General features: G+C 66.8%; 12 protein-coding genes. 11 read left to right on the top strand and 1 reads right to left on the bottom strand.

Annotated elements, in window-relative coordinates:
* Positions 1–7: 7 nt before the first annotated feature.
* From rfbB to G6N16_RS07050, 3 genes are read left to right on the top strand one after another with little or no spacing between them, the layout of a single operon-like run.
* Positions 8–1,003 (top strand): dTDP-glucose 4,6-dehydratase, encoded by a 996-nt coding sequence (rfbB, locus tag G6N16_RS07060; RefSeq protein ID WP_083032338.1) that lies wholly within the window; start codon positions 8–10, stop codon positions 1,001–1,003.
* Positions 1,003–1,578 carry a dTDP-4-dehydrorhamnose 3,5-epimerase gene (rfbC, locus tag G6N16_RS07055; protein WP_083032392.1) on the top strand — a complete coding sequence of 192 codons (576 nt, stop codon included), beginning with the start codon at positions 1,003–1,005 and terminating at the stop codon, positions 1,576–1,578. Before rfbB ends, rfbC begins: the two co-directional genes overlap by 1 nt.
* The gene (locus G6N16_RS07050; RefSeq protein ID WP_234805948.1) at positions 1,569–1,988 is read left to right on the top strand and encodes a hypothetical protein; all 420 of its coding nucleotides are present in this window, start codon (positions 1,569–1,571) and stop codon (positions 1,986–1,988) included. Before rfbC ends, G6N16_RS07050 begins: the two co-directional genes overlap by 10 nt.
* Positions 1,989–1,991: 3 nt before the next feature.
* Here the strand turns inward: G6N16_RS07050 and G6N16_RS07045 are convergent, their stop codons facing one another.
* On the bottom strand, positions 1,992–2,909 hold the full coding sequence (locus G6N16_RS07045) for an alpha/beta hydrolase (protein ID WP_407663620.1): 918 nt from the start codon (positions 2,907–2,909) through the stop codon (positions 1,992–1,994).
* A 223-nt stretch (positions 2,910–3,132) separates the two neighbouring features.
* Here G6N16_RS07045 and G6N16_RS07040 point away from each other — a divergent pair, with 223 nt between their 5' ends.
* Genes G6N16_RS07040 through G6N16_RS07005 form a run of 8 tightly spaced genes read left to right on the top strand, consistent with a single transcriptional unit; the run spans position 3,133 to position 12,339 of the window.
* The gene (locus G6N16_RS07040) at positions 3,133–3,903 is read left to right on the top strand and encodes an MlaE family ABC transporter permease (protein ID WP_083032340.1); all 771 of its coding nucleotides are present in this window, start codon (positions 3,133–3,135) and stop codon (positions 3,901–3,903) included.
* A 34-nt stretch (positions 3,904–3,937) separates the two neighbouring features.
* Positions 3,938–4,768 carry an ABC transporter permease gene (locus G6N16_RS07035; RefSeq protein ID WP_283165172.1) on the top strand — a complete coding sequence of 277 codons (831 nt, stop codon included), beginning with the start codon at positions 3,938–3,940 and terminating at the stop codon, positions 4,766–4,768.
* 4 nt (positions 4,769–4,772) lie between these two features.
* Positions 4,773–6,152 carry an MCE family protein gene (locus tag G6N16_RS07030; protein ID WP_163787810.1) on the top strand — a complete coding sequence of 460 codons (1,380 nt, stop codon included), beginning with the start codon at positions 4,773–4,775 and terminating at the stop codon, positions 6,150–6,152.
* A gap of 40 nt (positions 6,153–6,192) precedes the next feature.
* Positions 6,193–7,209, top strand: coding sequence for a virulence factor Mce family protein (locus G6N16_RS07025; protein WP_083032398.1), 1,017 nt, complete (start codon positions 6,193–6,195; stop codon positions 7,207–7,209).
* Complete coding sequence (locus tag G6N16_RS07020; RefSeq protein WP_110810915.1) at positions 7,206–8,471, top strand: MCE family protein; 1,266 nt, start codon at positions 7,206–7,208, stop codon at positions 8,469–8,471. Before G6N16_RS07025 ends, G6N16_RS07020 begins: the two co-directional genes overlap by 4 nt.
* Entirely contained in the window at positions 8,468–9,730 is a 1,263-nt protein-coding gene (locus G6N16_RS07015) for an MCE family protein (protein ID WP_083032347.1), read from the top strand. The genes G6N16_RS07020 and G6N16_RS07015 overlap by 4 nt, the downstream gene beginning before the upstream one ends.
* The gene (locus G6N16_RS07010; protein ID WP_083032349.1) at positions 9,727–10,890 is read left to right on the top strand and encodes an MCE family protein; all 1,164 of its coding nucleotides are present in this window, start codon (positions 9,727–9,729) and stop codon (positions 10,888–10,890) included. The genes G6N16_RS07015 and G6N16_RS07010 overlap by 4 nt, the downstream gene beginning before the upstream one ends.
* Positions 10,891–12,339, top strand: coding sequence for an MCE family protein (locus G6N16_RS07005; protein WP_083032351.1), 1,449 nt, complete (start codon positions 10,891–10,893; stop codon positions 12,337–12,339).
* Positions 12,340–12,360 lie beyond the last annotated feature (21 nt).

Below are 12,360 nucleotides of genomic sequence, written 5' to 3'. Positions count from 1 at the left end.
TGAGCCCATGCGTCTGCTGGTTACCGGGGGGGCGGGGTTCATCGGCGCGAACTTCGTGCATGCATGCGTCGACGAACATCCCGAGGACACCGTCACCGTCCTCGATTCGCTGACCTACGCGGGCAGCGCCGAGGCGCTGGCTCCACTGGGCGACGCCGTCGAGCTCGTCGTCGGCGATATCACCGACGCGCCGCTGGTCGACGACCTGGTCGCCCGCACCGACGCCGTCGTGCACTTCGCCGCCGAAACCCACGTCGACAACTCCCTTTCGGACCCGTCGGCGTTCGTCCGGTCCAACCTGGTCGGCACCTTCACCGTGCTGGAGGCGGTGCGCCGCCACGGTGTGCGGCTGCACCACGTGTCCACCGACGAGGTGTACGGCGACCTGCCGCTGGACTCAGGGGCCCGATTCACCGCCGAGACCGCGTACAACCCGTCGAGCCCGTACTCCGCGACCAAGGCCGGCGCCGACATGCTGGTGCGGGCGTGGGTCCGCTCGTTTCGCGTGGCGGCGACGCTGTCGAACTGCTCGAACAACTTCGGTCCCTACCAGCACGTGGAGAAGTTCATCCCGCGCCAGATCACCAATCTGCTGACCGGCCGGCGCGCCAAGCTGTACGGCACCGGCGCCAATGTGCGCGACTGGATCCACGTCACCGACCACAACCGGGCGGTGCGCGCGATCCTGGCCGACGGCCGGATCGGGCAGACGTATCTGATCGGTGCGAACTGCGAACGGTCCAACCTGACGGTGCTGCGCACGCTGCTGGAGATCATGGGCCAGGACCCGGACGACTTCGACCACGTCACCGACCGCGCCGGGCACGATCTGCGGTACGCGATCGACCCGACGGCGCTGCGCGACGAGCTCGGCTGGGCGCCGCTGCACACCGACTTCGCGGCGGCGCTGGCGCAGACCGTGAGCTGGTACCGCGACAACGAGTCCTGGTGGGCGCCGGGCAAAGAGACCGTCGAGGCCGGCTACGCGGTGCGGGGGCAATGATGGCATTCCGCGAACTGGCGATTCCCGGCGCGTGGGAGCTCACCCCGACCGTGCACGACGACGACCGCGGCAGCTTCTTCGAGTGGTTCACCCAACCCGAGTTCACCGCGATGACCGGGCACCGGCTGGATGTGGCACAGGCCAACTGCTCGACGTCGTCGGCCGGGGTGCTGCGCGGCCTGCATTTCGCGCAGACACCGCCCGGCCAGGCCAAATACGTGAGCTGCCTGCGCGGATCGGTGTACGACGTCGTCGTCGACGTCCGGGTCGGTTCGCCGACCTACGGGCGCTGGGATGCGGTGACCCTGTCGGCCGAGCGGCACAGCTCGGTGTACCTGGCCGAGGGGCTGGCGCATGGCTTCCTCGCGCTGGAGGACGACACGACGGTGCTCTACCTGTGCTCGGCCGGCTACTCCCCCACCCGCGAGCACACCATCTGCGCGACCGACCCGGCGATCGGGATCACCTGGCCCGACACCGTGTTCGGGTCGGTGCACCTGCAGTCCCACCGCGACCGGGATGCCCCGACGCTGGCGCAGGTCGCCGCAGCCGGGTTGCTGCCGTCGTGGAGCTGAGAGCCCTGACGCTGGCCGCGCTGCTGATGCTGGCGGGGTGTTCGTCCGGTGACTCGGGCCCGTACGACAGCGCCGAGGCGGCGGTGCGCGCCCACCTGGCCGCCGCCCGGTCCGGCGATGTCGCCGCCCTGCGCTCCGACTCGTGCGGGGCGCTGGCAGAGGAGATGGCCCGGCATTCCGACGACGAGGTGCGCGTCGCCTTCGACGGGCTGTACAGCAACGGCCCCGACGAGCTGAAGACCACTTCGTCGGACTCCGCGCACGCCATCGTCGCCGGGCTGTACCTGCACGTCACCGACCTGGGCATCAGTTTCTCCGCCGAGGATCACGGCGGCTGGGAGGTCTGCGACATCCACCCCAGCAACGGTCCGTTCGGCCCGCTGCCGGGCCCGTTCCAGCGTCGGAACTGACCGTCATGCGACGGTGGACACCAGATCCTGGGCCAGTGCCGCGAGTTGGGCCGCCCAGGTTCCCCAGTCGTGGCCGCCGGAAGCCGGGAAGGTGAAGGTGCCGTTCGCCCCGCCCATGGCCCGGTACTGGGCCGCGAAGTCCCGGTTGGTGCCGACGGCCAGCCCGCAGTAACCCACCATCGCCGCGGGGTCGCTGCACTCTGGCGTCGCCGGGGCGGACACCCACAGCCGGGTGCGGTTGTTCACCAGTTCCGGCACGTACAGGTACGGATCATGCGCTTTCCATCCGCCCGCCTGCGGAATCCCCCACATCAGATCCGTGTCGACACCACCGAACTGCATCATCCCGGCGCGCAGCGCGCCGTTGACCGCGGTGGCCGATGGATTCAGGTACCCCGACAGCGACCCGGCGTAGCGGAACCGCCCCGGATGAAAGGTGGCCAACGTCAGCGCCGCGGTGCCCCCCTGCGCTGCGCCGACGACACCGTGCCCGCCGGCCGCCAACCCCTTGTTCGCCGCCAGCCAGTCCGGCAGTTCCGTCGACAGGAACGTCTCCCACTGGCGACTGCCGTCGCCTTGCCAGTCGGTGTACATGCTGAAGCCACCACCGGCCGGCGCAACCAGTGAAACCCCGCGGTGGGCCAGCACGCTCATCGCGTTGCCCTCGCTCACCCAGTTGCTGACCTCCGGGCCGGCGTTGAAGGCATCCAGCAGATAGACCGCGTGTGGACCGCCCGCCTGGAAGGCCACCGGGATCTCACGTCCCATCGCCGCCGAGGGCACCGACAGGTATTCCACGCCGGCTGCTCGTGCGGGCACCGGCGCAACCAGTGCGACGAGGAGCATGAGTACCGCGGCCAGCCCGGCGCACGTCCCGCCCGACCTGGCCCACACCGCCCGGTCGAAATGCTCACCCGCCATGATGTTCTCCGAAATCAGTTGCAGGAACTTCGTATTCAGACAGGCATCCCAAGGCCCTAACAGCGCGCAGCGTAACCCCGATTTCTGGTCGCCAACCAGGTCCGCGGCGGGGAATACCCCCGACGGGGGAGCACAAGCACCCCGACGGGGAGACGACAACGCCGCCGGGCCTTCGTAGCGTTTCGGCCATGTTGTGTGTCTCACGTCACCCGCGACGCCGCCAATGACGTCGGTACAGGCGGCCGCCAAGCCGATCCGCGCCATGGGCGGCTTCTTCGCGATGACAATCGACACATTCATCGCCGTGTTCCGCTCGCCTCTGGCGTGGCGGGAGTACATCATCCAGAGCTGGTTCGTCGCACGGGTGTCGGTACTGCCGGCCCTGATGCTGACCATGCCCTATTCGGTGCTATTGGTGTTCACCTTCAACATCCTGCTCACCGAATTCGGTGCCACGGACTTCGCCGGCACCGGCTCGGCCATCGGCACGGTGAACCAGATCGGCCCCATCGTCACCGTGCTGGTGGTGTCCGGCGCCGGGGCGACAGCCATGTGTGCCGACCTCGGCGCCCGCACCATTCGTGACGAGATCGACGCACTCCGGGTCATGGGCATCAATCCGATCCAGGCGCTGGTGGTGCCGCGGGTACTGGCGGCGACCACGGTCGCGCTGGCGTTATCGGCCTCGGTGATCCTCGTCGGCCTCTCCGGGGCGTTTCTGTTCACCGTCTACGTCCAGCACGTCTCCCCCGGCGCTTTCGTTGCGGGCCTGACCCTCCTGACCGGTCTACCCGACGTGATCGTGGCCCTGGTGAAGGCTGCCCTGTTCGGCACGGCCGCCGGACTGATCGCTTGCTACAAGGGACTTTCGGTCGGCGGTGGGCCCGCCGGTGTCGGCAACGCCGTCAACGAAACCGTGGTCTTCACCTTCATGGTGCTGTTCGCCATCAACATCGTGGTGACCGCCGTCGGCATTCAGTTCACGCTGAACTGAGGGAATTCTCGTGACCGCAACCCTGCCCAGCACCCTGCACCCGCGCGTGCATCGCCTGGTCGCCGATGTCGTCTCCGGGTGGAAGACCATCGGCCTCCAGGCCCAGTTCTATTCCAAGACACTGTCATCCGTCCCCGACGTGTTAGTCAGCTACCGCACCGAACTGTTTCGCCTGATAGCCCAGATGGGGTTGGGCACCGGTGCACTGGCGGTGGTGGGCGGAACCGTGGCCATCGTCGGGTTCCTCACGATCACCACCGGCGCGCTGGTTGCGGTGCAGGGCTACAACCAACTCGCATCGGTCGGATTCGAGGCGCTGACCGGCTTCGCGTCGGCCTTCTTCAACGTGCGGCTGATCGTGCCCGGCACCACCGCGATCGCGCTGTCGGCGACGATCGGTGCCGGCGCCACCGCACAGATCGGTGCCATGCGGATCAACGAGGAGATCGACGCGCTGGAGGTCATCGGCATCCGGAGCATCTCCTATCTGGCATCGACCCGCGTCATCGCCGGGGTGATCGTCGTTATCCCGCTGTACTGCGTCGCGGTGCTGATGGCCTTCCTCGCCGCCCGTACCGGAACCACCGCGATATACGGCCAAGGCGCCGGGGTGTACGACCACTACTTCAACACTTTCCTCAACCCCACCGATCTGATCTGGTCCTTCGGTCAGGTGGTGGCGATCGCGGTGGTCATCATGATGGTGCACACGTATTACGGCTACACCGCCGGCGGCGGGCCTGCCGGCGTCGGCGAGGCCGTGGGGCGGGCCGTACGCATCTCGATGGTCATCGCCGCGATCGAGATCGTCTTCATCTCACTGGCCGTCTACGGTCAGTCCGGCAACTTCAACCTGGCCGGTTAGCGCGATGGAACAGCGACCAGGAGATCATCGCGTCGGACCGGGGTGGTCCGCGCTGATTCTGCTCGTCGCCGTCGGAGTATTCATCTCGGTCACCTCGGCGACCTTCGCCGGGGTGTTCCGCTCCTACGTGACGGTCACCGTGTCCGCCGAACGCTCCGGAATCATCATGGAGCCCAATGCCAAGGTGAAGATGCGCGGCGTCGAGGTCGGCCGGGTCGACCGGATCTCCAACACTGCCGATGGCGCTCTGCTCGAACTGCACATCCAGCCCGATCAGCTCCGGCTCATCCCGGCCAATGTCGAGCCCCGGATCGATGTGACCACCGCGTTCGGCTCCAAGTTCGTCAACCTGGTGGTCCCAGCCGAGCCCTCGAACCAGCGGCTGGCGGCGGGCGCGCTGCTGCGCGCCACCAACGGCGGAGCGGAGATCAACTCCGTCTTCGAGAACGTCGTCGAACTGGTCAAGATGATCGACCCGGCCAAGCTGAACTCGGTCCTGACCGCGGTCGCCGAAGCCGTCCGCGGCAAGGGCGACCGGATGGGTGAGGCCACTACCGCGCTGAACCGGGTGCTGACCGAACTCAATGCCCGAAACGACCTGATCCAGCGGGACTGGCGTTCCTTCAAACGCTTCAACGACACCTACGCCGGTGCCGCCCAGAACATCCTCACCATCCTCGACTCGTTCAACACCACCAGCGAAACGCTGGTGCGGCAGTCCTCCGCGTTGGATGTCCTGTTGATGAATGCAATTGGATTCGGCGATGCCGCAACGGATCTGCTGGCCACCAACAAGGACAACCTGAAGTCGGTCGCGCATCTGCTCGCCCCGACGGCCGATCTGCTGTTCGAGTACAGCCCCACCTTCACCTGCATGCTGGTGGGCACCACCAACAACCTGAAGGACGGCGCGTACTCGGCCTTCGGCGGCGCCGACGGGCGTTCTCTGCAGTTCGACGTGGCGCTGCTGCCCGGCAATGATCCCTACCGATTCCCCGACAACCTGCCGATCGTCGCCGCCAAAGGAGGCCCGGGAGGAAAGCCGAGTTGCGGTTCCCTGCCCGATGTTTCGAAGAATTTCCCGGTCCGTCAACTCATCACCAACACCGGCTGGGGCACCGGTCTGGATGCCCGGCCCAATCCGGGGATCGGGTATCCGTGCGCTGCCAACTGGTTCCCGGTGACGCGTGCGGTCCCGGAGCGCCCCGGCGTCTCCGAATGCCTCCCGGGGCCGGCGATCGGCCCGAGCGCCGGCCCGGATACCCCTCCCTATGGCGCGCCGATGTACGCACCTGGCGGCCAAGCACTTTGGCCGGGAGTGAGTCCGGCCGGGCCGGAGCCGGGTCCGGTCCGGCCCGAGGAGAACGGACAGAGCCCACCATGACCCGCGCCCACCGACCAGAAGGGAGAACGACGTGCAGAAGATGAAGCCCGCCGCCTGGCGACTGGGCGCCTTCCTCGCCGTGTGCCTGCTCGGGACCTTCGCGCTGGTCACCGTTTTCGCCGACTTCCGGTTCAACAAGGGCGAAACCTATTTCGCCGAGTTCGCCAACGTCTCGGGTCTCCGCAACGGTGACATCGTCCGGATCGCCGGCGTCGAGGTCGGCAAGGTCACCAAAATCTCCGTGCAACGCGACACCCGGGTCCGAGTCGAGTTCAGTGCCGATGACACCATCACCCTCACCGATGGATCCCGGGCCGTCATCCGCTACGACGATCTGATCGGCAACCGATTCATGGCGCTGGAGGAAGGCACGGGCGGGCTGAAGGTACTGCAGCCCGGGGACACCATCGGCCTCGACCACACCGAACCGGCCTTGGATTTGGACGCGTTGATCGGCGGCTTCCGCCCGCTGTTTCGGGCGCTGGACCCCGAAAGGGTCAACGAGTTGACCGGCCAGCTGGTGCAGGCGCTGCAGGGCCAAGGCCCGACGATCAACTCCTTCCTCACCCAGACCGCCGCGGTCACCAACATTCTCGCCGATCGCGATCAGCTGATCGGCCAGGTCATCGACAACCTCAATGTCGTCCTCGGCTCCGTGGGCGGGCAGGCCGCCCGATTCGACAAGGCGGTCACCTCACTGTCAGAGCTGGTTCACGGACTCGCCGAACACCGCGGTGAGTTGTCCACGGCGGTGGCCGCGGTCGACGCCGGAGCCTCCTCGTTCGCCGACCTGTTCGCCGAAATCCGCCGGCCGGTCCAGAAACTGACGACCGAACTCGACCGCGCCTCGGTACTCGCGCTGAACGACCACGAGTACCTGGAAACCTTCCTTGACAAGCTCCCGGACAAGTACCGGGCACTGAACCGCCAGGCGATCTACGGCGACTTCTTCAGCTTCTATCTCTGCGATGCGGTCCTGAAGCTCAACGGCAAGGGCGGTCAACCCGTGTACGTCAAGGTGGCGGGGCAGAACACAGGAAGGTGCGCGCCGAAATGAAAGCCTTCCAAGAGCGCAACCCGTTGTTCGTGGGGATGGTCGGGATCTCGCTGGTGCTGGCCATCACGCTGGCGGCCCTCAACTACACGAAACTGCCGTTCCTGGGCGACGGCAAGTCCTATACCGCCTACTTCGCCGAGGCCGGGGGTCTGTTCACCGGGGCGAGCGTCGAGGTATCGGGCTATCCGACCGGAAAGGTCTCCGCCATCGATCTGGACGGCGATCAGGTTCGGGTCAGCTTCCAGATCGACGACGACGTCTTCGTCGGCGATCGGTCCGAGGCCCGGATCCGGGCGAAAAGTGCTCTCGGCACCAAGGTGCTGGAGGTCCTGCCCCGTGGCGAGGCTGCTCTCGACGGGCCGATTCCGCGAGAGCGGACCCAGTCGCCCTATCAGCTTCCCGATGCCGTCGGCGATCTGGCGAAAACCATCGACGGTCTCGACACCGCAGGATTATCCGATTCATTGGCGACGATCGCTCAGACCTTTGCCGACACCCCGGAGTCGGTGCGGGCCGCGCTTCGCGGGGTCTCCCGGCTCGCCGACACGTTGAACGCCCGGGACGCCAACCTGCGCACCCTACTGACGAACGCCCACAACGCCACCACCGTACTGGCCGACCGGACCGGGCAGGTGGTTCGGCTGCTGCACGACTCCAACCTGCTACTCGCCGAACTGCGCACGCAGAGCGCCGCACTGAGCCGAGTCTGGACCAGCCTTTCGGCCGCCGCGCAACAACTCCGGGGATTCGTCGCCGAGAACCGCCAGACCCTGAAACCGACGCTGGAACGGCTCAACGGAGTTCTCACGATCATCGACAACCGCAAGCAGCGAGTGCAGGAGGCCATCAAGGGGCTGGGCACCTACGCGTTCTCCCTGGGAGAATCGGTCGGTTCGGGTCCCTTCTTCAAGGCCTATGTCGTCAACCTGTTGCCCGGACAGTTCGTCCAGCCGTTCGTGGAGGCGGCCTTCTCCGACCTGGGTCTGGATCCGGCAACCCTGTTGCCTTCGCAACTGACCGATCCGCAGGTGGGTCAGCGCGCCACCCCGCCGTTGCCGATGCCGATGCCGCGGACCGGCCAGGGCGGCGAGCCCAAACTCAATCTCCCCGAAGCGATCACCGGCAACGCCGACCCGAATCTGCCGGCCCAGTCCCCGGGTCGGTACCCCTACCGCGAGCCGCTCCCGGCACCCGAGCCCGGCGGTCCTCCGCCTGGTCCCCCGGCGCAGCCGGCTGCACCCGATTCGGAGGCGACCCCATGATGAGACGGCGGCCGCCACGGGCCGTGCTCACGCTGATTCTCGTCGCGGTGCTGGCCGGCGGGCTGGTAGCTGCGACACGGGTAGTGAGCGAGCGCTCCCGGGTGGCGGTGGTCGCCTACTTCGACACCAGCATCGGGGTGTTCGCCGGTGATGACGTCCGGATCCTCGGGGTGCCGGTGGGCAAGATCGAAAAGATCGAGCCCGAACCCGAACGGGTGAAGATCTCCTTCTGGTTCGACCGCAAGTATCGCGTTCCCGCCAATGCCGCCGCGATCATCTTGTCCCCTCAATTGGTGACCGGTCGGGCCATCGCACTGACCCCGGCCTACACCGGTGGCCCGGAGTTGTCCGACGGAGCAGAGATTCCACAGGAACGGACGGCGGTTCCGGTCGAGTGGGACGACGTACGCAAGCAGCTGCAGCGGGTGAACGAACTGCTCAAACCCACCACGCCCGGTGGCGTCAGCACGCTGGGCCAGTTCATCAACACGGCCGCGGACAATCTGCGCGGTCAGGGCGCGACCATCCGCGACACGGTCGTCAAACTGTCCCAGACAATTTCGGCCCTCGGCGACCACAGCAAGGATCTGTTCGGCACCTTCAAGAACCTGTCCACCCTGGTGTCCGGCCTCAGTGATAGCACGGATCTGCTGGAGGAACTGAATGGCAACCTGGCGGCGGTCTCGGCGCTGTTGGCCGACGACCCGGACAAGGTGGGCCGCACCGTCACCGACCTCAACAGCGCCATGGCCGACCTTCGGACCTTCGCCGCGGACAATCGGGAGGCGCTGGGAACCACCGGGGAGAAACTGTCGTCGGTGATGGCGGCGCTGAACGAAAGTCGTCCCGACATCGAGCAGGTGCTGCACATCACGCCGACGGCCCTGCAGAACTTCAGCAATATCTACGAGCCGGCGAACGGGTCGTTCACCGGCGCACTGGCGGTCAACAACTTCGCCGACCCGATCACCTTCCTGTGCGGCGCCATCCAGGCGGCCTCCCGGCTGGGATCCGAACAGGCATCGAAGCTGTGCGTGCAGTATCTCGCCCCAATCGTCAAGAACCGCCAGTACAACTTCCCGCCGATCGGCATCAATCCGGTTGTCGGAGCGCAGGCCCGGCCCAACGAGGTCACCTACAGCGAGCCGGGGATGCGACCCGATTTCGTCCCACCCGTCCCCGCGGAAAGTTCCGCTGTTCCGACGAACCCCGACGACGGACTGTCGGGGATGATGATCCCGAACGGAGCCGGCCGATGAGATTCCGATTCCGATTCCGCGTGTTCACCACGGCCATCGTCGCGGGTACCGCACTGTTCGGGATTTCCGGCTGCGCAGAGTGGCGAGGGCTGAACTCGCTGCCGCTGCCCGGCACCGAGGGCAAGGGCCCCGGCGCGTTCGAGGTACAGATCGAGATGCCCGACGTGAACAATCTGCAACAGAATTCGCGGGTGCGGGTCGCCGACGTGACGGTCGGCAATGTCACCCGGATTCGGCGCCAGGGCTGGCATGCACTGGTCACCGTGCACCTCAACGCCGACGTCGACCTCCCCCAGAATGCGACGGCCCGGCTCGGACAGACCAGCCTGCTCGGCTCACAACACGTCGAACTGGCGGCACCGAAGAACGAACGACCGCAGGGGCGGCTGCACGACGGCTCGGTGATCCCACTGGAACACAGCGGCGCCTACCCCACCACCGAGCAGACCCTGGCTGCGCTCTCATCGGTGCTGAACGGCGGTGGCATCGGACAGATCCAGGACATCACCGAGGCTTTCGGCACCGCGTTGAACGGCCGGACCGCCGACTTCCGTAGCCTGATCGGCCAACTGGACACCCTGAGTACGAACCTGGATCTCCAGTCCGGCGACATCATCGCCGCATCGGACAGCCTGAACCGCCTCGTCGGTCAGCTCGCCGACCGCCGGCCGGTCCTCGATCGTGCGCTGGCGACCATTCCGGATTCCCTGGAGGTGCTCAGCGCCCGGCGTGACAGTATCGTCGACGCCGCCAACAAGGCGGGCAACTTCACCGCCCTGCTCGCGGAGACGATCAACGACTCCGGGGCCGACATCGCCCGCATTCTGCGGGCCGCCGGACCGGTGCTGGAGTCGGCGGCCAACGCCGGTCCCAGCATGACCCGCGCGCTCAGCGGCCTGGCGACCTTCCCGTTCCCCAACGAAACGATCGAGAAATGGCAGCGCGGCGACTTCGCCAACCTGACCGCCATCATCGACCTCACACTGAGTCGTATCGACGCGGCCTGGTTCACCGGCACCCGGTGGGAATGCAACCTCACCGAACTCGAACTGCAGTGGGGCCGGACCATCGGCCAGTTCCCCAGTCCGTGCACCGCGGGCGGGCCGCGCAACGCCGGGAACCCGTTGGTCGCGCCGTACCTCATGGACCAGGGGCCATAGATGCATCTGACCAGGACGATCCGGATCCAGCTCGCACTCTTCACGGTGCTGGCGCTGCTGGCGATGACGGTGATGGGGCTCAAGTTCGTGCGCTTGCCGGAGCGGCTGTTCGGCATCGGGCGCTACACCGTCACACTCGAACTACCCACCGCCGCCGGACTTTACGCCACCGGAAACGTCACCTACCGGGGTGTCGAGGTGGGCCGGGTGCAATCGGTGGAACTCACCGACACCGGGGTGGCCGCCACCCTGTCGCTGACGTCCGGGATCGATATTCCCTCGAATCTGAGGGCGGAGGTGCACAGCCAGTCGGCGATCGGCGAACAGTACGTCCTGTTGCTGCCCCGCACCGGTGACGCACCGCCACTGCGGGACGGTGACGTGATCGCCGCCGCCGACACCAGCGTGCCAACGGACATCAACACGATCCTCGGCCAGGTGGTGACCGGGCTGCAGGCGATCCCCAAGGAAAACCTCAAGACCGTCATCGACGAGTCGAGCACCGCGGTCGGCGGACTCGGGCCTGAGCTGAACCGATTGGTCGACGGCTCCATCGCGCTGTCGATCGACGCCCGCGACAACCTCGATCCGATGATCGCGCTGATCGAGAAGTCCGGACCCGTCATGGATTCTCAGTCCCACACCGCCGGTGCGATCAACACCTGGACATCCAACCTGGCGGGCCTCACCACCGGATTGAAGAACCGCGACGCCGACCTCACCGGACTGCTGGTCGACGGCGGAACGGGGCTGGCCGAGGGCACCAAGCTGATCGCCGAACTCCGGCCGACGCTGCCGATCCTGCTGACCAACATGGTCAGCATCGGCCAGGTGGCACTGACCTACCAGCCCAACATCGAGCAGTTGCTGGTGCTGTTCCCCCAGGTCACCGCCGAGGCCGGCGGAACCTTCGTGGCCAACAAGAACACCAAGCAGGACTACCGGGGTGAGTACCTGAGCTTCAACCTGAACCTGAATCTGCCTCCCCCGTGCACCACCGGGTTCCTGCCTGCAGACCAACGGCGGACCCCGGTCTCGGAGGACTATCCGGACCGGCCGGCGGGCGACTTGTACTGCCGCACACCGCAGAACGGTGCGTACAACGTCCGGGGCGCGAAGAACGCCCCGTGCGCGACTCGTCCCGGGAAGCGCGCCCCGACGGTGAAGCTCTGCGAAAGTAACGAGGAGTACGTGCCGCTCAACGACGGCGACAACTGGAAAGGCGATCCGAACGCCACCTGGACCAACCAGGACATTCCCCAGTTCCCTCCCGGGACGGCACCGGCGCCGCGAGCGGTCGACGTGCGGCCCCCGATCGCCATCGCCGAGTACAACCCGGCGACCGGCTCGTACACCGGACCGGACGGTCGCAGCTACACCCAGACCGATCTCGGTCGACACGCCGGAGACCAGACCTGGCAGTCGATGCTGGCGCCGCCGGGGCAGTAACGAATTCACGACAAGGAGCAG

Origin of the sequence: Mycolicibacterium insubricum, assembly GCF_010731615.1 — a bacterium.
Classification (GTDB): domain Bacteria; phylum Actinomycetota; class Actinomycetes; order Mycobacteriales; family Mycobacteriaceae; genus Mycobacterium; species Mycobacterium insubricum.
The sequence above is the reverse complement of the archived record's forward strand: the minus strand, read 5'-3'. Positions and strand labels throughout refer to the sequence as shown.